At 63.6% G+C, this 22,888-nt stretch carries 23 protein-coding genes; 16 read left to right on the plus strand and 7 right to left on the minus strand.

From position 1 onward, the window contains the following. The first annotated feature begins 150 nt into the window (after positions 1-150). On the plus strand, positions 151-426 hold the full coding sequence (locus INT29_RS10000) for a GlsB/YeaQ/YmgE family stress response membrane protein (protein ID WP_193071608.1): 276 nt from the start codon (positions 151-153) through the stop codon (positions 424-426). A 157-nt stretch (positions 427-583) separates the two neighbouring features. Here INT29_RS10000 and INT29_RS10005 read toward each other — a convergent pair whose 3' ends face one another. The 3 genes from INT29_RS10005 to INT29_RS10015 are packed head-to-tail and all read right to left on the minus strand — an operon-like array spanning position 584 to position 1,969. After that, the gene (locus tag INT29_RS10005; protein ID WP_193071526.1) at positions 584-922 is read right to left on the minus strand and encodes a hypothetical protein; all 339 of its coding nucleotides are present in this window, start codon (positions 920-922) and stop codon (positions 584-586) included. Beyond that, complete coding sequence (locus INT29_RS10010) at positions 915-1,409, minus strand: hypothetical protein (protein ID WP_193071527.1); 495 nt, start codon at positions 1,407-1,409, stop codon at positions 915-917. Before INT29_RS10010 ends, INT29_RS10005 begins: the two co-directional genes overlap by 8 nt. Continuing rightward, positions 1,406-1,969 carry an RNA polymerase sigma factor gene (locus INT29_RS10015; RefSeq protein ID WP_101571450.1) on the minus strand — a complete coding sequence of 188 codons (564 nt, stop codon included), beginning with the start codon at positions 1,967-1,969 and terminating at the stop codon, positions 1,406-1,408. The genes INT29_RS10010 and INT29_RS10015 overlap by 4 nt, the downstream gene beginning before the upstream one ends. Before the next feature lie 162 nt (positions 1,970-2,131). On the opposite strand from INT29_RS10015, the gene INT29_RS10020 reads away from it, so the two are divergent. The 5 genes from INT29_RS10020 to INT29_RS10040 are packed head-to-tail and all read left to right on the plus strand — an operon-like array spanning position 2,132 to position 4,325. After that, the gene (locus INT29_RS10020; RefSeq protein ID WP_193071528.1) at positions 2,132-2,599 is read left to right on the plus strand and encodes an Asp23/Gls24 family envelope stress response protein; all 468 of its coding nucleotides are present in this window, start codon (positions 2,132-2,134) and stop codon (positions 2,597-2,599) included. A gap of 14 nt (positions 2,600-2,613) precedes the next feature. Continuing rightward, positions 2,614-2,796 (plus strand): hypothetical protein, encoded by a 183-nt coding sequence (locus INT29_RS10025; RefSeq protein ID WP_101571453.1) that lies wholly within the window; start codon positions 2,614-2,616, stop codon positions 2,794-2,796. A 4-nt stretch (positions 2,797-2,800) separates the two neighbouring features. Further along, positions 2,801-3,169, plus strand: a complete 369-nt coding sequence (locus INT29_RS10030; RefSeq protein WP_193071529.1) for an Asp23/Gls24 family envelope stress response protein — start codon at positions 2,801-2,803, stop codon at positions 3,167-3,169. Next, positions 3,166-3,735 (plus strand): DUF6286 domain-containing protein, encoded by a 570-nt coding sequence (locus INT29_RS10035; RefSeq protein WP_193071530.1) that lies wholly within the window; start codon positions 3,166-3,168, stop codon positions 3,733-3,735. The genes INT29_RS10030 and INT29_RS10035 overlap by 4 nt, the downstream gene beginning before the upstream one ends. After that, entirely contained in the window at positions 3,732-4,325 is a 594-nt protein-coding gene (locus INT29_RS10040; RefSeq protein ID WP_226830934.1) for an alkaline shock response membrane anchor protein AmaP, read from the plus strand. The genes INT29_RS10035 and INT29_RS10040 overlap by 4 nt, the downstream gene beginning before the upstream one ends. Positions 4,326-4,650: 325 nt before the next feature. Here the strand turns inward: INT29_RS10040 and INT29_RS10045 are convergent, their stop codons facing one another. Together INT29_RS10045 and INT29_RS10050 are read right to left on the minus strand one after the other, a co-directional pair. Beyond that, entirely contained in the window at positions 4,651-5,424 is a 774-nt protein-coding gene (locus INT29_RS10045) for an SDR family NAD(P)-dependent oxidoreductase (RefSeq protein ID WP_193071531.1), read from the minus strand. Continuing rightward, on the minus strand, positions 5,421-6,245 hold the full coding sequence (locus INT29_RS10050; protein ID WP_193071532.1) for a thioesterase family protein: 825 nt from the start codon (positions 6,243-6,245) through the stop codon (positions 5,421-5,423). The genes INT29_RS10045 and INT29_RS10050 overlap by 4 nt, the downstream gene beginning before the upstream one ends. Before the next feature lie 135 nt (positions 6,246-6,380). Between INT29_RS10050 and INT29_RS10055 the strand changes: the two genes are divergently transcribed. The 8 genes from INT29_RS10055 (at position 6,381) to INT29_RS10090 (ending at position 16,485) form a co-directional block, all read left to right on the plus strand. Then, entirely contained in the window at positions 6,381-7,172 is a 792-nt protein-coding gene (locus tag INT29_RS10055) for an exodeoxyribonuclease III (RefSeq protein WP_193071533.1), read from the plus strand. A gap of 316 nt (positions 7,173-7,488) precedes the next feature. Further along, positions 7,489-9,954, plus strand: a complete 2,466-nt coding sequence (locus INT29_RS10060; protein WP_193071534.1) for a helix-turn-helix transcriptional regulator — start codon at positions 7,489-7,491, stop codon at positions 9,952-9,954. Between the two features lie 121 nt (positions 9,955-10,075). Beyond that, positions 10,076-10,993: a GTP pyrophosphokinase family protein gene (locus INT29_RS10065; RefSeq protein ID WP_193071535.1), complete on the plus strand. Its 918-nt coding sequence runs from the start codon at positions 10,076-10,078 to the stop codon at positions 10,991-10,993. A 57-nt stretch (positions 10,994-11,050) separates the two neighbouring features. Continuing rightward, positions 11,051-11,929 carry a DUF5926 family protein gene (locus INT29_RS10070; RefSeq protein WP_193071536.1) on the plus strand — a complete coding sequence of 293 codons (879 nt, stop codon included), beginning with the start codon at positions 11,051-11,053 and terminating at the stop codon, positions 11,927-11,929. A 75-nt stretch (positions 11,930-12,004) separates the two neighbouring features. Continuing rightward, positions 12,005-12,823 (plus strand): glycosyltransferase family 2 protein, encoded by an 819-nt coding sequence (locus INT29_RS10075; RefSeq protein ID WP_193071537.1) that lies wholly within the window; start codon positions 12,005-12,007, stop codon positions 12,821-12,823. Continuing rightward, positions 12,820-13,758: a prephenate dehydratase gene (gene pheA / locus INT29_RS10080; RefSeq protein ID WP_101571474.1), complete on the plus strand. Its 939-nt coding sequence runs from the start codon at positions 12,820-12,822 to the stop codon at positions 13,756-13,758. Before INT29_RS10075 ends, pheA begins: the two co-directional genes overlap by 4 nt. 211 nt (positions 13,759-13,969) lie before the next feature. Further along, positions 13,970-15,670, plus strand: coding sequence for an FAD-binding dehydrogenase (locus INT29_RS10085; RefSeq protein ID WP_193071609.1), 1,701 nt, complete (start codon positions 13,970-13,972; stop codon positions 15,668-15,670). Between the two features lie 2 nt (positions 15,671-15,672). Next, positions 15,673-16,485, plus strand: coding sequence for an SDR family oxidoreductase (locus INT29_RS10090; protein WP_193071538.1), 813 nt, complete (start codon positions 15,673-15,675; stop codon positions 16,483-16,485). Between the two features lie 19 nt (positions 16,486-16,504). Here the strand turns inward: INT29_RS10090 and INT29_RS10095 are convergent, their stop codons facing one another. Further along, positions 16,505-17,437, minus strand: a complete 933-nt coding sequence (locus INT29_RS10095) for an NAD-dependent epimerase/dehydratase family protein (RefSeq protein WP_193071539.1) — start codon at positions 17,435-17,437, stop codon at positions 16,505-16,507. A 77-nt stretch (positions 17,438-17,514) separates the two neighbouring features. Further along, positions 17,515-18,294: an enoyl-CoA hydratase gene (locus INT29_RS10100; protein WP_193071540.1), complete on the minus strand. Its 780-nt coding sequence runs from the start codon at positions 18,292-18,294 to the stop codon at positions 17,515-17,517. Positions 18,295-18,452: 158 nt separating this feature from the next. Between INT29_RS10100 and INT29_RS10105 the strand changes: the two genes are divergently transcribed. Together INT29_RS10105 and clpB are read left to right on the plus strand one after the other, a co-directional pair. Beyond that, entirely contained in the window at positions 18,453-20,030 is a 1,578-nt protein-coding gene (locus INT29_RS10105) for a Na+/H+ antiporter (protein ID WP_193071541.1), read from the plus strand. 167 nt (positions 20,031-20,197) lie between these two features. Next, a complete protein-coding gene (clpB, locus tag INT29_RS10110) occupies positions 20,198-22,798 on the plus strand; it encodes an ATP-dependent chaperone ClpB (RefSeq protein ID WP_193071542.1) in 2,601 nt (866 codons plus the stop codon). Positions 22,799-22,888 lie beyond the last annotated feature (90 nt).

Genomic DNA, 22,888 nt, shown 5'->3' on the forward strand with positions numbered 1-22,888 from the left:
TGTCCGTGAGGTTTCATCACTTCCACCGTCTGTACCGATGTCATAAAGAATCGGGCGATACTGTCAGTTTCAAGAGAATCGGCTCTAAGATTAATGACAGGTCGACTTTACAGACCCGATCAGCAACTCTATGGAAGGGATGTGAGCCTCATGGGTTTCTTCGCTTATCTAATCCTCGGACTCATCGCCGGCGCTATCGCAAAGGCGATTCTGCCGGGCAAGCAAGGCGGCGGACTGATCGCCACACTCATCATCGGCGTCATCGGCGCCATGCTGGGAGGTTGGATCGGCGGTGCGATCTTCGGCGCCGAAATGGACAAGTTCTTCTCGCTCTCCACCTGGCTGTGCGCAATCGGCGGTTCGCTGATCGTGCTCGTCATCTGGGGCTTCATCACCAACAAGATGGGCAAGAAGAAGGTCGACTGATCACGCTTGATCACACGCTGAAACGTGCGGGACTCAACACCGTTTGAGCCCGAACAGAGTGCCGGAACCCGTCAGCGGGCTCCGGCACTCTGCTATTCACGAACCACACCGAAGCACACCACCCAGCCGCCTGACAGGCGACAAGGCGACGCTGCGCTCAGCCCCTGCTGACGACGCGCAGATCGATGTCGAGCCGTCCGCCGGCCTCCACAGCCCCGCGTGCGATGTCGGCCTCGACAACCGAGAAGATCTCATCGACAACCTCGGCGACCGAGCGGGTGTGGTCAAGGTGGGCATCGATCCTCACCTTCACCCCGTCACCGCCCCGAGTCACATCGACACCCACAGGTTCACCGCCGGTGCGGCGCAGCACCTTGGCTGTGGCGGTGGCGACCAGGGCATGAAGTCCCGGAGCCAGCGCCCTGACACCGTCGATCGAGGTCACAGAGTCCGCGAGCCGCAGGGACTCCACAATCTCCTCGTCACGTTCAGTCAACGTACACATCCTCAGCATTGATATCGATCCGTGCCGCGGGGATCCCCAATTCGGCCAGGATCGCGGCGGATACGGATCGGCGAATCACATCGGCGGTGGAGGCGAAGGAGATGCCGGCGCGCATGGCCACTGTCAACGACACCGTCGCCGCGCTGCCTTCGGGAACACCGGCGGGCTCGACATCAACGCTGCGGGCCCGGATCCCGTCCACCGAGTCGACGGCGTTGCGCACAATCGACCGCACCGAGGCGGTGGAGATCGCGAACGGATGCCCATGCTCGGTCTGCAGATGGGTGGAGGGGCCCCGGTACAGGTCGTCTCTGACCAGCTGGAGGATGCGCTCACGAACACCCGCGGTGTCTTCAGGTTCGGGTTGGAACGTGCTCATGTATTCGTCGATGACACCGCGAAGCTGGGCGTCTGTCTCTTGGTGGGACTCGGAGCTCGTCGGATCGGGTTCAGTGCCGGAGCTGACATGTTCGTTCATGTCCATCCTTCCATCCCCTCCATGATGGCAGTGCGAGCCCTGTGGATACGGCCACGCACACTGCCTTCGCTGATGCCCAGAGTTTTGGCCACCTCGGCGTAGCTGAGGCCTTCCATCTGGTGGAGCACCCAGGTTACTCGCTGTTCCGATGAGAGCGTCTGGAGAACGGCTGAGAAATGCTGCAGAGCGGTACGCGCCTCGACGGACTTCTCCACCGATACCCGCCCGTCCGCGTGGATGCTCATATCGTCGGGGTCTTGCACATCCGAGGGCCTGGCCATCCTCCTGCGCAACAGGTCGGTGCACTTGTTCGATGCCAGTCGGTAGATCCATGTTCCGAACGCGGCTGGCTCGGACAGAGCATTCAGCGACTTCCACGCCTGGACCAGCGTGTCCTGCACAACGTCTTCCGCATCATGTCGGTCACCGAGCGTACGCAGGCAGAATCGCAGGAGCTTCGTCTCATATCGATCAACCAACGCTTCGAAGGCATCGATATCGCCCTCTCTCGCACGCACGACGAGGGTGACGATATCGAACCGATCATCGTGCCTTGTCATATCCACATCGTATGCGACTGCAACCGTAATAAGGACGAACACCGCGCCCCGGAATGTCCCTTCGGAGTCGGCACAGGAATTTTTCTGCACACGTGCGTGAGGATCGCAGCCAGTCCGCGTCTGTACTGATGAAAGCGCAATCGAAACGATAAGGAAATAGAAATGCCTGAAGCCAAGCAGTCCACCGTTTCCCAGCAGTCCACGGCCGAGGATTCGGTGCGCAGCCCTCTCATCACCGACATGGGCAACACCACGATCGCCGAGAACGTCGTCGCCAAGCTCTCCGGCATCGCTGCACGTGAGGTTCCCGGCGTCTACAGCATGGGAACCGCGGCCCGCCGCGCTTTCGACACCCTTACCGACCGCATCCCCGGCTCGCAGACCAACGTCTCCGGCGGCGTCTCTGTTGAGAAGGGTGAGAAGCAGACCGCGATCGACCTCACCATCGTCGTCGAGTACGGCACCTCAATCGTCGAGGTCGCCGAGGCGATCCGCCGCAACGTCATCCGCGCCGTCGAGCAGGGCACCGGCCTGCAGGTCGTCGAGGTCAACATCGAGGTCACCGACGTCCACCTCCCGGGCGATGACGATGACCAGCAGAGTTCCGGCGACACCGTCGAACTCAACTGAAACGAAGGATTGTCATGTCGAAAACACTCGTCGGCCTGCTTGTCGGTCTGACGCTGGGCATCGTTGCGTACTTCGGAGGATTCCTCGCATTCCTCATCGTTGCCATCTGCGGCGGACTTGGCCTGGTCATCGGCCTCGTCCTCGACGGGCGCCTCGATCTCAGCGCGCTCAGTTCGCGATCGACGACCCGGAGGTAGCATCGTGGCTTCATCACGTGGTGGCCTCACGATCGCTGACCGGGTCATCGAGAAGACGGCCTCCCAGATCCTCAAGGGCCTGCCCGGGGTCGGCGGCGCGAAGTCGAGCCTGTTCAGGTTCGGTTCGAACGCTGACCTCGACAGCCGCCCCAGCGTGGATGTGACCCTGTCGGGTCGCAGCTGCACCCTCGAGGTTGAGTTGGGCCTGGCGTACCCGTCCCCCATCACAGAGGCGACCGAATCGGTCCGTCGTCGTCTGAGCACCGATGTCGAAGCACTCACCGGGGTCAACGTCCGTCAGGTCGATGTCACGGTCAAATGGCTCAAACCCCACACCTCGGGGTCCGGAAGCTCAGTGAGGAATCTGCAATGAGTCCACGCTTGTTTCGGTCACGCCCTGCACGCATCATGCCTGCCGTCATCGTCTCCCTCATCATCCTGGCCCTTGCAGTGGGCCTCGGATGGGCAGCGATCGCCGCAATCGCAGTCGGCGGCTCTGGTGACTCGGCGCTTACGTCCGGGTTCTCCGGGTTCACCGACCTCGGCGCCACACAGTGGGGTGCCGCAGCGGTCATCGCGGTGGGAGCCGCCCTGCTGATCCTGGGCCTGATCTTCACGATCGCTGGTATCTCTCCCGGCGCCAAGCGCATCATCGGCTACCGGGCCGAGGCGACCGAGCACATCGGACGCCTCGAAGTCGTTCTGCCGACCTCGGCACTGTCGAACCTGGCGGCCGCCGCCGCGGACTCCGTCGACGGGGTCTCGAGCGTGCGCGCTGCATCAAACGCTTCGTCGACGAACATCACCTTCTCCACCCCGGTGCGTGAAAATGACCAGATCCGTGCTGAGGTCGACGCCGCTGTCTCGCAGCGCTTCAGCCAGATTGCATTCGACCGCACGCCGACAGTCAAGGTGCGCGCACAGAGGAGGCAAGCATGAGACGCATGGCAGCAGGCGCCAACAGGACCGGCCTCATCATCGTCGGTCTGCTCTGCCTCATCGTCGGAGTCGCCGTACTCTCGATCAGCCTCGGCCTGGCCCCCGCCCTTGCACCCGGGCTGACCCCCGATGGTCAGCTGCAGCCGGTCGCCGCCGTCCTCGCATTGCCGTTCTCGGCTGTCATCGCTCTGGTGGTGGCAGTGCTCCTCGTGGTCATCGGCATCCGGTGGCTTGCTGCGCAGGTGCCGCGGAAGGATTCTGCAAAGCCGCTGCGCATGCAGGAAGATGCTCGGACCGGAGTGACCACGGTCAATGCCAATGTCATCGCTGCGGCTGTGGTCGACGATCTCGAGCTCACTCCCGAGGTCGTGGATGCCCAGGCCATTCTGCGAGGAACAGCCCGCAGCCCCGAGCTGCTCCTCCATGTCGACGTCGATGAGCGAGCAGATATCGATGCGGTCGTCGCCGACATCTCCGATCGCGTGACCCACAACTGCAGTCAGGCTCTCGGAGTTCCGCTTTCCGCCGTGGGAGTGGAGATCGGCATCGCCAGGTCACGTCAGAGAAAGCAGCGCAGTGTTCAGCTGTGACGACGCTCAGACGGCAGGGTCTCAGATGTGAATGACAAAGACCCCGGGGCGCGTAATCGCGACATCCCGGGGTCCTCGCAGCACTCCCCTCGAGTACCCGGACGCATCCCCATACGTCCGTTATGTTCACCCGATCCCCACCGGGCGAACACCATTATTGGATCACACTTCGATCCTACTTGTAAAGATTGTTCTGCCCTGTCTGAATCGGGATGGGGAAGTTCAGCGACCCCTCAGACCCGATATAATCCCAGGTCAGAGGGCCAGCTCAAAATAATTCAAGACTCAACTTCATGCGGCGCGTCGCAAATCCACTGTTGCAAGCTCAGCAATCGTCTCGCCTGCTGAGAGAGAATCCGGCCGATCCCCAGCGCACCAGAGGGCGGGGAACGAAGCGGGCGATTCGTGCCGCCAATCCGTAGCTCACGCCGGGGATGGAGACCACCTTGCCTCGTCGCGCATCGCGCAGGGATGCGGTGACGACCTGCTGCACGCTCAGCCAGATCCAGCCGGGGCCCGGCCGTTCGACGCCGAGGCGTTCATGGAATTCGGTTCTGATGAACCCGGGCAGCACGGCAGTGACCGTGACCTGGGTGCCGCGCAGTTCGCCGGCGAGGGCTTCGGTGAAGACCAGGGTCGACATCTTCGACGCTGCGTACTGTCCCATCGTGGTCAGGGCCGCCATCGATGAAACGTTGATCAGACCGCCCCTGCCCCTGGCACGCATCTCCTTGACCGCTGCCAGGGAGAGTTCGCGCACCGCCCCGGTGAGCACCATGTCCTGGTCGTGCAGTTCCGACATCTCCGATTCGAGGAGACCCTGCTTGAGGCCATACCCGGCGTTGTTGATGAGGAGATCGACGGGCGAGGCCTCGATCACGGTGCGGACGGCGTCGATGCCGGTTCGAGTGGACAGATCGGCCACCACCACCTCGGCGACGGTGCCGTTCTCGGTTTCGATGCTCGTTGCCAGCTCTCGCAGGCGGGGCTCATCCCGGGCGACGAGAACGAGGTCATACTTCTCGGCGGCGAGACTGAGTGCGTAACCGCGCCCCAGCCCGGAGCTGGCACCGGTGATCAGTGCGCGCGGTCGCGTCACTTCGCGCCTTGGCCCACACGCACAGTCAGCGACTGCGCCGCGGTTCCGATCGGCCCGTTCATGTCGCTGAGCACACTCGTGGTCGCGCCACTCCCGGTGGGCCCGAACGCAACCTTCGTGTCGAAGCCGACCCAGCCGGACTCGGGGACCCGGGTGAGGTGGATGGTCAGGTCGACGTTGGGGAAGAACGTCGTCTTCGGATCCTCTCTCACGGCCAGACCATTGGCGGTGTCGATGAGTTTCACGAACGCAGCGGTTGCGGGGTCGTCCTCACCATCGACGAGGGGATACGGAGTTCGGAGCCAGGTCCGGGCGAAACCGGGACGGGCATCCGGGAATTGGCCGCCGTCAAGGGAGGCGATGAATCCTCCGCCCCACCGTCCGGTGAATGGGGTCTCGGGAGCATCTTCGGGCTCCGGCAGCGTTGGCCATTCGTCGCCGAGGACACTCGTCGTGTCACTGGGGAGCAGGCGCCAGACCCGGGCGTGGACGCTCGTGCGCTCCCCGTGACGCATGCTCGCTTCGATGAGTTCGATGGTCCGGCCAGGTCGGATGACATTGACGTCGATGGTGAATTCTCCCGAATGGATGACGCCGAGGATGTCGAAGCTGACTCGCGAAACCATCTTGTCCGAGGGCAGCCGGCGTTCGATCTCTGCCAACACCAGCCCGGCGGCCGGGGCCAGGTGCTGCTCACCCGGCTGCCACGCGCCCTGACTGTGCAGCGTCGAGACGAAGGTCTCCGGCGCCGTGCGCACATAGTAGGAGTCGGGGCAGGCGGCACCATCGTGACCGAGGTGTTCATTGAGTGCTTCAGGCATGACCCCAGATTATCGGTACCTCACCGGCGCCGAGGTGATGGGGCCGGTGAGTGCGTCATCTGCCGGCTCCGGCCTGCTGAGTTTGGTTTGTGCTCTGAGCTTGGGCCTGCGGCCGGGACAGCTTAGGGTGGGAGCGTGAGAATCGCGAGCTGGAATGTGAACTCGATCCGCGCCCGACATGACAGAATCGGTGCTTGGCTGGATCGCTCAGACGTCGACGTCCTGGCCATCCAGGAACTCAAGTGCAAGGATGAGCAGTTCCCCGAGGACCTGTTCACATCCCGGGGCTATGAGGTCAGCTTCCACGGCCTCAATCAGTGGAATGGTGTGGCGATCGCCTCTCGAGTGGGCATTGAGGATCCCGAGATCGGGTTCGCCGGCATCCCTTCGTTCGGTGAAGAGCCCGTGGTCGAGGCCCGTGCCCTGTCGGCCACCTGCGGCGGAGTCAGAGTGTATTCGCTCTATGTGCCCAATGGTCGCGAAGTCGACCATCCGCACTACGCCTATAAGCTCGAATGGTATCGGGCACTGACTGCCGATATCGCTGCGCAGCTCGGCGATGATCCCGATAAGAAACTCGTCCTCTGCGGGGACTTCAATGTCGCACCTCTGGATGAAGATGTCTGGGACATGGAGGAATTCGAGGGAGCCACCCACGTCTCGGAACCTGAACGTCAGGCTTTCAACACTCTCCTGGACGCAGGACTCACGGAGGTCACCAGGCAGTTCACTCCCGGCCCTGGGGTCTACACCTTCTGGGACTACCAGCGGCTGGCATTCCCCAAGAAGAAGGGCATGCGCATCGACTTCGAACTCGCCTCACCGTCCCTGGCAGCGCAGGCCACGGGCGCAGAGATCGACCGTGAGGAGCGCAAGGGCAAGGGTGCGTCCGATCACGCTCCCGTCATCGTCGACTACGAGGTGTGAGCCGCGGCTTCAGCACCGCGTTAGCGGCCCCAGACAGACCGGGCGCCCTCCCCAGTCGAGCCTCGACCCCACAGCTGTCTCCGCGATCCCCTCTCTCCGCCGCAGAGCAGCATTGACGAAACACCACTTCACCAGTGATCCTAAGAACAACGTGTCGCCGCTCATTTCCCATTAGCGAGCAAAGACATCGCTGAACACAGACTTAGTGAAAATCACAGCGACGTTACATTGAGTAACCAGAATTCGAGCATAGAGATCGGATACATTACTTAGTGGTAGATAATCCCTGAATCCCCACTGCCAGAGGTCCCCAACCATGTATAACTCCGCCGACCAGGGCGTTCCCCCTCCCCCGACACCCCCCTTGCCCACTGATGGAATCTTTCCCGGCGAACGCGAAACGACCGCTCATTCATTCGCGACCCGCCTGACCGAATTCGCACCCGATCTGCCTGAGCACGTATGGAAGGCCCTGTTTCTGCAGACGTCTGGCCACCTCCTCGCGGGCCAAGCCGTTCTGCAGGGCGCCGATGCAATGGGGCTTGGCCTCTCGAGCGTCGATGCCGACCATTATTCGGATCTCCTCGCCGCCGACGTGCTGGCTCAGATCAGACATCAGGCACCGGACAGTCCCGAGCTGCGGCTGGCCCATCTGCTCTCCTTCATGCGCGACATCAACGCAGACACCCTCGCTATCGCCGCCGGTGCCATGCCATGCCTGGGGTCGTTCCCCGTCCCGGCTGCGCCAGAAGGTTCTGATCCGTTCGACATCGCGGACCTCTCTGCGCATCTGGCCGAAGAGGGTCTGCTGCTCCCCACTCTGGACCGCACCGGCCAGCACACGATCCCGGCGGTTATGAGGACGATCTTGAGGCGGCTCTACGATGACAGAGATCGACACAGCGAATCACGGTCGCGGCGCTCGCTGGGGGTGAGCGCAGCCGAATGGCTGAATGCTCCGGCCGCCTATCACTCCGAGGGCTTCGCCGAGGCACTCCGACGGGTCGCGGATGCCGGGGACTGGAACGCGTTGTCCGATCTCTGGGCGAACCGGGGTCATGCGCTCATGGTCGACCATTTCGACGCGACGATCGAGGCATTCTCGAAGGTCCCTGAGGCCCAGGCGCAGAACTCGGCAGTGTTGGCCGAAGCCATGGGCGACTGTCTGCAGGTCGAGGAAGTCAGACGGCACCTGGGAGTCAGCGATGCTCTGACCGTCCTCAACGAGGTCAACTTCGAGCATGCTGCTGTCCCGGCCCTTGACTCGCAGATGGAGAGAATCAAGGACGGCGACTTCACCGTCGATGACATCATGACCATGGCCATCGCGTCGATGCGGCGCCAGAGGCTGCTCGGTCGGTCCGTCCAGGGCCTTCAGCTGGCCCGATTCGCCCAGGAACTCATCAGCGATGATCGACGTTTCCAGTCGGCTCCCAGTCGGCTCTGCGAAGCACGATTCCACCTCGAATATGGGATCACCGCCATGTTCGTCGGCGACCTCACCGACAGTGTCCAACAGCTGCGTCGGTCGATCATCATCACAGAGCTCGCAACCGCATCCTCGCCTTATCTGCTGCTTCCGGCGCACGCCTACAGTGCCCTGGCGCACGCGATGCTCGGCAATGGGCCATCGAGTGACGTTCACCTGCACCAATTCGACGAACTCAAGGACCGAACTCGGTTCAGCAGCCCTCACGCGCTCGCCGCCTACACTCTGGCGCGCATGATCCGCGCCATGGACTCTCTGGACCTCGACGCGGCACGTCGATACTCCGAGCGGCTGGCCGACCCCTCGCTGGGTCATCACTCGTGGATCGGCGTCATTCAGTACAGATCGCTGCTGGGCATTCTGGGCAGTGAGGTGAGCATCGAGGGCAAACGTCTGCAGCAGGTCATCGACACCAACCGCTCATCCCTGCCGCCCGACGGAATCCTCCGCCACACGCTGCAGCACATCCTCGTCTGCATCCATCTCGCGCAGGGCCAGACTCACCTCGCCCAGAACGTCCTCCTCGACGCCGAGTCCGAAGCGCCCTACATCATCTTGGCCAGAGCCCAGCTCCATCTGACCATCGGGGAACACAGCACCGCGGCGCACCTGGCGAACCGGGTCCTGTCTCAGAAGCCGGTCGACCTGCATGCGAAGGCTTCTGCCCAGGTGGTCCAGGCCGCCAGTCTGTTGGGCAAGGGAGAACTTGTCGAGTCGGATTCTGCGTTCGTCGACGCGCTCGAGTACTGCAGGATCACCGCCAGCCTCATCCCGGTGGCACTGATTCCGAAGTCGTTGCGCGATCAGCTGCTCCAGCGCAGCTCTCAGGCTGCCGAGTGGGACCTGCTCGCACCAGTCTTCGCGCCGGGTCGCCGCGCCACCGAGGTGCCCGACTCCGCTGACGCACTCGCCCCCGCTGGCCAGCCCCATTCCGACAGCGCCGGCTTCGGCGATGGGTCCATCGGCTGGCCCAGTCAGGGGTCGAATCCCGACGAGGGGCCCAACGCCGACGAAGGGTCCACTCCCGGCGAGGAGCTTCGCCAACGACTGCTGAAACTCGGGGAGACACTGCACATCCGCGCTGGTCATGCCCTGCTCAACCCATCGCAGAGGCAGCTTCTGGCCCTGCTGGACACCCAGTCATCTGTGTCCGCTATCGCGACTGAGCTGAGCCTCGTCGAAGGAACGGTGAAGAACAAGCTGTCGAATCTCTACGCGCGCCTCGGCGTCCGCAATCGCCGGGATGCGCTGGCTCGCGGCTACGAATACGGGTACCTCCCCGCCGAGAGCTGACCACTGAGCAGGGTTCCGGAGAACAGCGCTGCGCATTCGCGAAGAAAGCTTCGCAAGGAAAGCATGGACATCCACCTCGTCTTCTGGTGAAGTTGAATCAGGAGCTAGGAAGGTGACGAGGATGTCAGCAACAGTCCGCGAACTGGTCGACGAAGCCTACGAGAGGCGTGAGTCGACGTGGAGGGCCGCCCTGGAGACGGTCAATGATTGGGTCGAGGCCGCGTGCTCGGGCTCCGCGCTGTTGTCGGGAGACAGAGTCACCGTCGGAAACGGTCGGATCAAAGATCGGCTGCGGGCCGGAGAGAAGCTGCGCCGGAAGCTTGCCGATGCCAATGACGAGATCCACGAAGCCGTCGAGGTCGAGAACCAGGTCATCGATGTCGTCGGTGCCCGCGCCGTGTGCCGCACCGAGCGCGAGCAGAGCGCGCTCTGGGATCTCCTCACTGACAGCAATGACGAATCGAATCTCTCCGTCGCCGAGGTGCGCGAATACTCCGCCCAGCCCAAACCGTCCGGTTACCGCGGGCGCCATCTCATCGTCGAGGTCCCCTTCGATGCCGAGCCGTCTGTGCTCGTGGAACTGCAGCTGCGCACCGTCATGCAGGATGCGTGGTGCGTGCTCGCCGAGGAACATCTGTTCAAACCCGGTCAGGCGTTGAAGTCCGATGCCCAGCAGGAGCGGCTCTCCGTCGTCCTCTCCGGCCTCCTGGCCCAGGCCGATGTGGTTGCCGGCTATATCGCCGACGACGTCGGAGCCTATTTGGGGATGGGGAACTCCTCACCACCGCGGACTATACAGAATCTCGATGCCGCAGCCGACGTCCCGTCGATCGAGGTCACCATCCGTGAGCTCAATCATTCCTATGTCCTCGCCGCCGATGAGGTTGGTCGGCACGGGATCATCCGCCTGGAGAACTTGGGACTCACACCGGAGAACCCCGAGAAGTCAGCGTTTCCGCACCCAGGAGACAAACTGCAGGTGACGATGGATGAGTCGAACACCACCCGCTACTTCATCCCGGTCGCGGGGCAACGCTGATTCACCTCGGCAAACGGGATGCGTCCTGAGTCGCCAGACCGACTAGACTTGTCTCCCATGGGTAAGAAGTCGAAGCGTTCCAAGGAAGATCTCATTGCCAAGCGTTTGGCACGTGCACAGGCCACGGCCTTCGTTGCACGTCCGTTCGAGGGCCTGCCGTTCGAGGCGGACCTCATCTGCCTGCGGGAGCTGGTGCCGGCGGCGACCGCCTCGGCGAAGCTGAAAGAGGAGTTCGGTGGTCAGGAGATCACCATCACCTCGCTGCTGCCCGCCGCGTGGCAAGCCTGGCACCGTGAAGACGGTGCGCTCTTGGCCGGCATGCAGGTGCCGGTGTCCTCCACCGATGCCTCCCGCGACGTCGCCCACGGCATCCTCGCCGCCGCCGAGGCGACGCCTGGGACCACGATCGAAGCGACCACCGAGCCAGGTCAGGGTCCGCGTCTCCAAGACATCCTCGACACCGACCACCCGTTCGACATCCGCGTACTCGAAACCTTCGAATACTGGAAGCTGCCAGAGGCCGAAACGGATTCCGATGTCGCCGCAGCTCTCGAACAGGCCAACGACTCCATCTCACCGACGGAGAGGATCGCCTCGGTGAAGTCCGCATACTGGACCGAGATGTCAGGCCGCACCTACGTCCGCTGGGCTCGTGCCGAGGGCGAGGATTCGATCGTCGACGCTCTCGCGAGCCTGCAGGTCGAGGGCCTCAACGACCTCGCCGGCCCAGGAACCTTCCTGGGATACTTCCGGGCCCACGGAATCATCGTGCCCGTCTGGGAACTCGAATTCGGCACACAGGTCGACGACATCGAAGAGCCCATCGCCGAGTTCGGCAAGCGCCTCGATGCGACCCTGAACTCAGGTGAGTCTCTGACCACTGAGGCACGCCGTGCGCGTTCAGGCATCGTCGCTCGTCAGCTGACCATCCACTGAGTTCTGTCGTCACGTCCGCCGGTGAGCCCCTGCGCGAGCTCGCCGGCGGCGACGGCGGACAGGAGAAGAGTTTCCATGCCCGAAGAGTCGAACACCCCGTCCTCGGAGACGGCCCCACGAGCGATCGCCGCCATCATCCCCGCGATGAACGAGGCCGACCGCATCGCAGCGACCGTGAGAAGCACCAAGCAGATTCCCGGTGTCGACATCATCATGGTCGTCGATGACGGGTCTTCCGATGACACCGGAGTTCTGGCTCGCCGGGCCGGCGCCGAGGTGGTCACCCACCGTAAGAACAAGGGCAAGGCCGCGGCCATGATGACCGGCGCGTTTGCGATCCGCAATCGTGAGATCTCCGATTCGGATCCCGACCAGCATCCGGACCACCGCGCCCTCCTCTTCATCGACGGCGACCTCGAAGATTCGGCAATCAGCACGGCCCCGCTCGCCGCACCTGTCCTTGCCGGTGACGCCGATATGACGATCGCAATCCTGCCCGCGCAGAAACGCAAGGGCGGCGGATTCGGCTTCGTCGTCGGACTCGCGAAGAAGGGCATCGCCGAACTCAGCGGGTTCGAAGCGACCCAGCCTCTGTCGGGAATGCGCTGCCTGAGCCGTGAGGCCTTCGACGCGGCACTGCCCTTCGCCGCCGGATGGGGAGTCGAAGCAGCCATGACGATCGACGTCGTCAACGCCGGACTGCGTGTCGAAGAGGTCGAATGCGACCTCCACCACCGCGTCACCGGCAAGGATCTCAAGGCGCAGATGCACCGTGCCGCCCAGTACCGCGACGTCGCACGTGCCATCGTCACTCGCCGCCTGCAGGCCAAGAAACTGCGTGGAACGACGCTGAGTGGCCCTAGTTCGCACAGCTCGAAGGGAGCATCGAAGTGAGCGCCGATCGCTACGCCTATCTGGGTCCCGAAGCCACATTCACCGAGGCCGCACTGCTGCAGTACCTCGACGCCCAGGACCTGCGCTCGAGCGCGTCGACCCAGCCCATGCGCAATGCCGTCGCCGCCCTGGAGTCCGTCCTCGACGGCGACTGCCTGGCCGCGGTCGTGCCGATCGAGAACTCCATCGAAGGCGGGGTGCCCGCCACGATCGATGCCCTGACCGATCATGGCAAGCTGCAGATCATCGCCGAGGTGGTGGTGCCCGTGCGCTTCGTCCTGGCGGTGAAGCCGGGAACCGACCCCAGCACAGTGACCTCATTCGGGTCCCACCCGCACGGCGAGGCGCAGGTCCGCTCCTTCATGGCTGCGAACTTCCCCGATGCCGTCTACCTCCCGACCTCGTCAACGGCCGCGGCTGCACGAGATCTGGCCAATGACGCCGCCGACCATGTGGCGGCAGTGTGCCCAGCTCTGGCCGCCGAACGCTATGGCCTCGAGGTCCTTGCCAATGACATCGGAGAACGTCAGGACGCTGAGACCCGCTTCGTCGTCGTCACTCGTCCCGGTGCTGTTCCCGCGCCGACAGGATCCGATAAGACCACCATCGTGGCCTCACTGCGATCAGATCGCGCCGGTGCCCTGTTGGAGATGCTCGAGCAGTTCTCCAGTCGGGGTGTGAACATGTCGCGCATCGAATCTCGGCCCACCGGTGACGGGCTCGGGCTCTACCAGTTCTCGATCGATCTGCTGGGCCATGTGCACGAGTCCAGAATGGCCGATGCGCTGCAGGGAGTCCACCGAGTGACGCGGAGTCTGAGCTTCCTCGGCAGCTACCCCAGTGCCTCCATGACCACGGTGCCGTTGGACCCCACGACGACGGACGATTCCTTCGCCGCTGCTGCTGCCTGGCTGGATTCGACGCTCAACGGCTGAAACTCTCCTGCAGACTTTGGAGGCAGCAGTCCCGGGGGCAGTAGTCTGAGTAGGCACGGGTCGCACGACCCCCAGGATTCGCAGCACCGGGCCCCACCCACACATCGACGAAGGAGTCGCCTTGGGAACCACCTCTCCGACCACTGCCCGCGACGAGGCGCTCAACTCTGACACGGGTCATGGCCCTGACCCGGTCGAAGCCTATGACGCCATCGTCGTCGGGGCAGGTCTGGCCGGACTCGTCGCCGCCCATGAGCTCAGCCTCGCCGGCAAAAGGGTACTCATCCTCGACCAGGAGAATCGGGCGAACCTGGGTGGTCAGGCGTTCTGGTCTCTCGGCGGGCTCTTCCTCGTCGACTCACCCGAGCAGCGCCGGCTCGGTGTCCGCGATTCGCTCGAATTGGCGCGCCAAGATTGGGCCACCTCGGCGGGATTCGACCGGGATGAGGATCGCTGGCCCCGGCAGTGGGCCGAGGCCTATCTGCAGTTCGCCGCCGGGGGGAAGCGCCGCTACCTCCATGACCTAGGGCTGCGCCTGACACCCGTCGTCGGCTGGGCAGAACGCGGCGGGTCGGGCGCTTCCGAACACGGGAATTCCGTGCCGAGGTTCCACCTCACCTGGGGCACCGGCCCCGAGGTGGTCCGGATCTTCCGCGAGCCAGTGGAGCGGGCGGAATCCGCGGGTCTCGTGACGATGGGATTCCGGCATCGTGTCGACGAGCTCCTCGTCGAGGACAGCGGCATTGGTGCTAGCCCCTCGGTCGTCGGGGTTCGCGGGCGGACGCTCGCCCCCAGCCACACCGGCAGGGGGGTCGCATCGAACCGTGACGAGGTAGGAGACTTCGAACTCCGCGCCCCCGCAGTCATCGTCACCAGCGGCGGCATCGGACACAATTTCGAACTCATGCGCCAGTACTGGCCGGTCGAACGCCTCGGCGAATTCCCGCAGACGATGCTCGCCGGAGTGCCCGCTCATGTCGACGGTCGGATGCTCTCCATCGCTGAGGATGCGGGTGCGAGCCTGATCAATCGGGATCGGATCTGGGCGTATACAGAGGGCATCGAGAACTGGAATCCCGTGTGGCCGAACCACGGCATCCGCATCATCCCGGGACCCTCATCACTGTGGTTCGATGCTGAAGGCAATCGGTTCCCGGCCCCGAACTATCCCGGATTCGACACGAACCGGACCATGAAGACCATTCTCTCGACCGGGCATGACTATTCGTGGTTCGTGCTCAACGAGTCGATCATCCGCAAGGAGTTCGCGCTCTCAGGCTCGGAGCAGAATCCCGACATCACGAAGAAGGACTGGCGTGTGACCCTCGACCGCGCCCGATCCTCCGATGCTCCCGGCCCGGTCGAAGCGTTCAAGAGGTTCGGTCCCGACTTCGTCGTCGCCGACACCACCGAAGAACTGGTCGCCGGGATGAATGAGCGGGCCAGGGGGCCCGTCATCAATCATGACCACCTAGTCCACCAGATCGTCGAACGCGATCGGCAGATGGATCATAAATTCTCCAAGGATGCGCAGGTCCAGGCCATCCACAGTGCCAGGAACTACCTCGGCGACAAGATCGTGCGGGTTCAGAAACCGCACAAGATCCTCGACCCTGGTCACGGACCACTCATCGCGGTGCGACTGAGTCTGCTTTCACGCAAGACTCTGGGCGGCTTGGAGACGAACCTCGACGCTCAGGTGATCGGGGCAAACGGCACACCGATTCCCGGACTCTACGCCGCCGGTGAGGTCACGGGCTTCGGCGGCGGAGGAATGCACGGCTACAACGCGCTGGAGGGAACCTTCCTGGGCGGGTGCATCTTCTCCGGGATGCGAGCCGGACGAGCTGTGGCGGGACGTTCGGAAGCCGGCGAGTACGAGGCAACTGACGTGGAACGAACGGAGCGCTGAAAATGGCGAACACGAACCTCACGGTGCTCGTCACCGGCGGCACTTCAGGGATCGGCGCTGCACTGGTGAAGATGTTGGCAGACAGAGGGTGCATGGTTCTGACCACGAGTCGCGACCCGGAGCGGATCCCGCAGTCCGAGCGGACTCCCGGTGTGCGCTATCTTCGGCTCGACTTGGCCGATCCCGACAGCGTCGAAGGATTGGGCGCTGAAGTCGCGAACGTCGACGTCCTCGTCAACAACGCCGGTGAGAGCCAATCCGGCCCCTTCGAGGAGCTGCCGTCCGAGGCCATCAATCGGCTCTTTCAAATCAATGTCTTCGGACCGGTCTGCCTGAGCCAACTCGTCCTGCCTGGCATGCGCACGCGGCGTCGCGGTCGGATCATCATGGTCGGTTCCATGCTCGCCAGCTTCCCCCTGGCACATCGCAGCTCCTACGTCGCATCCAAGGCGGCCTTGCGCGGATTCACCACGGCCGCGCGCCAGGAACTCTCGTCATTCGGAGTGTGGCTCAGCGTCGTCGAACCCGGATCCATCGCCACCGGGATCGGCAACCGACGGACGAAGTACCTCTCCCCCGATTCCGTCTACACCGACGATGTGACCGCGATGCTGAAACACCTCGACGAGAACGAACGGCAGGGAATCTCACCCGAGGCCGTCGCCACGACCATCGTCACGGTCATCGAAGCGGCCAGGCCTCGCGAGTTCTATGCTGTGGGCAGCCGGTCACCACTGCCGTTCCTGCTCAAACGCGCACTCCCACGCGGATTGATGTCACGGATCGTCGCCGGCCAGCACGGACTCAAGCGGTGAACTCTGCGTAGCTGTGCGGCTATTGGAATCGTGAGGGCAGGAGGAACTGTGTCGTAGAGATTCCGAGCACTCGCTGCTGACGAGTCAGGTTGTACGTGCGATCGTGCTGGAGGTACTCGACGAGGAAGAGCTCCGCGCGGTTGCCCCGTTTGAAGAACGTCTTGATCTTCAGTCCCAGCTTCGCGGTGAACAGCGCTTTGTCCTTCGCGATCGCCTCGATGACGACGGGCTCGTACTCCATGCGCGCGAAGTGAGTGGAGACGGCGTCCTTGAGCTTGTACGGGGTCGGGTCGCCGATGTTGAACGGGCCCGAGGCCGACGGCACGTCGACGCAGGCGATCGCCGCGCGCACCAGGTTGTCGATGTGGGTCAGGGTGATCTTCTGCCTGCCGCCGCCGGGAAGTCGCAGGACTCCCTTCTTCGCCACTCGGCTCAGATACGGCATGAGCATCGTCTCGCCGTGGCCATAGACCGCGGCGGGGCGAAGGATGGCAGCGTCGGGACGGATCCGTGTCACGAGCTGCTCTGCCAGGGCATGCGTCTTGGAATAGGCGTCGTGGAAGTCGTTGGGGTCCTTGGGGCCGGCTTCTTCCCACAGATCCGTATGAGGCGTGTTCGTGGAGTAGACGGTCGTCGAGGAGATGTGCACGATGCGCGCCTTCGCGAATGCGTCGAGCACGTTCCTGGTCCCGGTGACCTTGACCTTGTACAGCTCATCGTCGTCGGCACTGACTTCGGCGATGCCCGCGCAGTGGAAGACCGCTGTGGTCTTCGCCGCCAGTGATTTCACCGCCTCGGACGCAGGTTCGGTGAGGTCCCAGGCCTGGAAGTTCACACCCGAGATCTCCGGGTCGCGTCGCCCCAGCGCATAGACCGTCTCATCCCTGGTCGCCAGGGCACGGGCGATGGCGCCACCGATGAAGCCGCTGGCTCCGGTCACGATTACCGCCACGTCTGATCCTCCATCATCGTCTGACCCGTCTCATCCGGTGGTTCCGAAGAAGTCCACAGTCATAGGAAATCACACTGTCAGTTCCGATGCTGCCACTGAGGCTCTCTTCTGCTGAGAAAAGCGTCGATCCCCTCCTGCGCATCGGCTGCGACGGCGTTGCGCGCCATCACCTCTGACATGTGCGCATAGGCGTCAGCCACAGGCAGATCACGCTGTTCATAGAACGCTGCTTTGCCTACTGCCACTGTAGCCGACGAGGCGGACGCGACTTTCCGTGCCAGTTCTACGGTCGCTGCCTCCAACTCGTCATCGGCGACCACATCGGAGACCAGACCGTGGGTCAGGGCATCGGCGGCGTTGAGGAAGTCTCCGGTCAGCAGCATCCGCATCGCCGTCTTCGCCGGCACCGCACGAGTCAGAGCCACCATGGGCGTGGAGCAGAACAGACCGATCTTCACACCCGGTGTCGCGAACCGAGCCGACTGCGCCGCCACCGCCAGGTCGCAGCTGGCGACAAGCTGGCACCCTGCCGCCGTCGCCACGCCTTGGACCTGGGCAATGACCGGCTGCGGGATCGACTGAATGAGCTGCATCAGCTGTGAACAGACGGCGAAGGTCTCCTGCTGCACTTCCAGCTTCGCCCCGCTGATCTCCTTGAGATCATGGCCGGAGCTGAAGACGTGTCCTGCGGTGGCCAGGATGACCGCACGGATATCGGTGCGCCGCCCCACCTCGGCGAGGGTGTCGATGAGCTCATTCATCACCGAACGCGACAGCGCGTTCCGAGTCTCCGGTTCGTTGATCACAATCGTCGCGACCGCGTCGTCGCAGTGTGAGAATACAATTGAGTCAGACATAACAGCATTCTGCCAAAATATCGTTGGTCCGGCGCGGAAATCTGAGAGGGATTTCTTTCGAAGTCCTTGCAAGGTGCCCCTCGAGCAGACGATGTTCTCTGACATCGATGCCAATGCTGCGGTGCGCGGCACATGCCACCCAGACCGAGGAGACGGCCATGACGACCCTGCTGATGATCATCGGATTCGGCGCCGCGACCAGCGTGGTCGTTGGCCTGGGACAGAAGCTGCGCCTCCCCTGGCCTGCACTTATGGTCGTCATCGGCATCGCCGGCGCCTTCATCCCCACATTCGCCGACATCACCATCGAACCCGAACTCATCTTGCCCCTGTTCCTGCCGCCCCTCCTGTTCGCGGCCGCACAGAAGACCTCCTGGGCTCTCTTCGCCATCCGCTGGCGCACGATCCTGGGCATGGCCGTCGCGCTCGTCGGGGTCACGGTGGCAGCCGTGGCCGGGACCGCTGTCCTCCTGATCCCCGGAATCACCATCGCCGCCGCGGTGGCACTGGGAGCCATGCTCGCCCCACCCGACCCTGTCGCCGTCGATGCGGTCGCTGGAACCGTGTCGATACCTCGGCGAATCATGTCCACGCTGCAGAGCGAGGGACTGTTCAACGATGCTGCCTCCCTGGTGATCTTCCAGACCGCGATGGCCGCGGCCATGTCCGGCACCGAGGTGAACTTCGGACATCTGGCTCTGTCCTTCCTGCTTTCCGCTGTCGTCGCCATCACCGTCGGCCTCGTCGTCGTGTTCGTCGTGTGGTGGGTGATGGAGAAGATCGACCACACGATCGCCCGGTCCTCGCTGATGCTGATGCTGCCCTTCGGGGTCTACCTCATCGCCGAACACCTCCACGCCAGCGGCGTCATCGCCGTCGTCGTGGCTGCGCTCGAGGTGCGCCGGCGCGATGTCGAAGGCAACTCCGCCGAGCGCGTCACCCAGGCATCGACGTGGCAGGTCCTCGAGATGCTCATCACCGGCATCGCCTTCGGCCTCATCGGCCTCGACCTGCGCATGGTCGTCGAATCCGAACATGCCGACCTAGGCCGGGCCGTTCTCGTCGGTCTGGGCATCGCGGTCATCGTCATCGCAGTGCGATTCGGCTGGCTGCTCATCGGGACCGTCCTGGAGAACAAGAGCAGAGAAGACGATCCGGATGCGGCGCCGTTGAACATCAGGGATGCCACGTTGATGACCTGGGGTGGGATGCGCGGATTGGCCACGATCGCACTGGCCCTGTCGATTCCGGCGACCACCGCGGCCGGCGAACCGTTCCCCGGCCGTTCCTACATCCTCGTCGCGGCAGCCTTGATCCTGCTGGTCACCTTGGTGCTGGCGGGGCTCACCTTCCCCACTATCGTCAACGTCCTCGGCATCGACGATGAGGCGGAGAAGGAACGCCAAGCCACGAAGGACATCGCGGCGCGGGCGTACAAGGCGGCCCTCCACCAGATCAAGAACGACGACTCCCTGCCCGATGAGGTTGCCGAACCATTGCGAGCCAGGTTCAAGGTCCTGTATGCCCAGCTGCTGGGAACCTCAGATGATCAGGCGAGTTCTGAACAGGCGACGACGCTGCGGGAGCACCGGGAGGTCATGGCGAAGGTGCAGACCAAGGCACTGCAGTCCGCCCGCACGGAAGTGCTCAAGGCCCGACGCGAACGCGGTACCGATCCGGAGATCGCCGACAGGGTGCTGCGTCGGTTCGATCTCCAGTCCGTTTTGCTGCGGTGACGCGGGCGCTACGGGGCAGCATCGCGATGTGCGTGCCGTGAGACGCGTGCTGAGGTGACGTCGATTCTCTGAATATTCTAAAGTTGAGTGGAATAGACTCAACTTTGTTGGTGTTGAACTCTTCGAGAGCAATTACTGTTCACGGAACACTTGTGAAGGAGATGCGCATGGACGCACAGATGACAACCAAATCACGCGAGACACTGCAGTCAGCGATCAACGACGTCGTGGCCAGGCGGAACAATCAGGTCGAACCTGCCCACTTGGTCGCAGCACTGCTGGATCAGCCGGACTCGCTGGCCTCGAACCTGGTGACGAAGGTCGGTGCCGATCCGCGGACCGTCCTGACCGCGGTCCGCAAGACTATCGACGACCTTCCCACAGTCAGCGGGCAGACCGTCGCCCAGCCGGGACTCTCCCGCTCCGGCCTCGAGATGATGAACCTCGCGCAGGAGGAGATGACGAGCCTCGGCGATCAGTTCGTCTCGACCGAGCACCTGCTGCTCGCGGCTGCCGCAGGCAAGGACGGCGCAGGTGAGGCGCTGCGTCACAGCGGTGCCGATCGTGATGCCCTGCTGGCGACACTGCCCGAACTGCGCGGCGGCAAGAAGGTCACCTCGGAGAACCCCGAGGACACGATGCAGTCTCTGGAGAAGTTCGGCGTCGACCTCACCGCCACGGCCCGGGAGGCCAAACTCGACCCGGTCATCGGACGCGACAAGGAGATCCGACGGGTCATCCAGGTCCTGTCGCGCCGGACGAAGAACAACCCGGTCCTCATCGGCGAACCCGGCGTCGGCAAAACGTCCGTTGTCGAAGGACTGGCCCAGCGGATCGTGGCCGGCGACGTGCCTGAGTCACTGCGCAACAAGACCGTGATCAGCCTGGACCTGTCAGCCATGGTCGCCGGTGCGAAGTACCGCGGCGAATTCGAAGAGCGGTTCAAGGCCGTCCTCGAGGAGGTCAAGAACGCCGATGGCCAGATCATCACGTTCATCGATGAGCTCCACACAGTCGTCGGTGCCGGCGCCACCGGAGACTCCGCCATGGATGCGGGCAATATGCTCAAGCCGATGCTCGCCCGCGGTGAACTCCGCCTCGTCGGTGCCACCACCCTCGATGAGTACCGCGAGAACATCGAGAAGGACCCGGCCCTGGAACGCAGATTCCAGCAGGTCTACGTGGGCGAACCCAGTGTCGAGGACACGGTCGCGATCCTGCGCGGACTCAAGGAACGCTACGAGGCCCACCACAAGGTCTCGATCAACGACGGCGCCCTGATCGCAGCCGCCGCGATGTCCAATCGCTACATCACAGGCCGCCAGCTGCCGGACAAGGCCATCGACCTCGTCGACGAAGCCGCGTCCCGCCTGCGCATGGAGATCGACTCGGCACCAGTCGAGATCGATGAGCTCCGTCGCGCCGTGGACCGGTTGAAGATGGAGGACATGGCCTTGTCGAAGGAAACGGACACGGCGTCGATCGAGCGCCTTAACGCCCTACGTGCCGATCTGGCCGACCGGGAAGAGGAGCTGCACAGGCTCGAGGCCACCTGGGAATCCCAGCGTGCCGGCCTCAACCGGGTCGGTGAGCTCAAGACGAAGCTCGACGAGCTGCGTTCGCAGGCGGACAAGGCTCAGCGCGACACCGACCTGGAGACCGCCTCACGTCTTCTCTACGGCGAGATCCCTGCCGTGCAGAAGGAAATCGACCTCGCCGAGGCCGAGGAGGCCAATGCGGAGACCGAGACCGATCCGATGGTCAGCGACCGGGTCTCGAGCAACGACATCGCCGAGGTCGTCTCCTCCTGGACGGGCATCCCGGCGGGACGCCTGATGCAGGGTGAGATCGAGAAGCTGCTGGGCGCCGAGGATGTGCTGGGCAAACGTCTGATCGGCCAGAAGAGTGCTGTGGGCGCGGTCTCCGATGCGATCCGTCGCTCGCGTGCCGGCATCGCCGACCCGGACCGTCCAACAGGGTCGTTCCTGTTCCTGGGCCCCACCGGCGTGGGCAAAACGGAGCTCGCGAAGTCCCTCGCGGACTTCCTCTTCGACGATGAGAAGGCCCTGATCCGCATCGATATGAGCGAGTACGGCGAGAAGCACACAGTCTCGCGACTCGTCGGTGCCCCTCCAGGCTATGTCGGCTACGACGAGGGTGGCCAGCTCACCGAGGCTGTGCGCCGTCGCCCGTACTCCGTCGTCCTCCTCGACGAGGTGGAGAAGGCACACCCGAGTGTCTTCGACATCCTGCTCCAGGTCCTCGACGATGGTCGACTCACCGATGGTCAGGGGCGCACGGTCGACTTCCGGAACACGATCCTCATCCTGACCTCGAACCTGGGGTCACAGTTCCTCGTCGACAAGTCACTGAGCACCCAGGAGCAGAAGGACGCGGTGCTGGGAATCGTGCATTCGACGTTCAAGCCCGAGTTCCTCAACCGCCTCGATGACATCGTGCTCTTCGACGCACTGAGCACCGAGGAGCTGTCCTCGATCGTCGACCTGCAGATCCAACGGCTGGCGTCTCGCCTGACCGAACGGCGCATCACGCTGGAGGTCACCGATTCCGCCGAGGACTGGCTCGCTCTCGAGGGCTACGATCCCGCCTTCGGTGCCAGGCCGCTGCGCAGGCTGGTCCAGCGCGAGATCGGGGACAAATTGGCCCGCGCACTGCTTTCCGGAGATGTGCAGGACGGCGATGACATCGTCATCGGCCTGCCCGAGGACCCGGAGACCACCGGTCTGGAGCTGCGCCCGAAGCGGTGATACTCCGCGGGGTGCTGTGAGGTGCCCGTAGCGTTGGTGCCCTCTGACAGCGTTCAAACTACAGAAACGCCTCAGTTCGCGGAACAGTAC

Origin of the sequence: Brevibacterium sp. FME37 (assembly GCF_014897485.1) — a bacterium.
Taxonomy (GTDB): Bacteria; Actinomycetota; Actinomycetes; order Actinomycetales; family Brevibacteriaceae; genus Brevibacterium.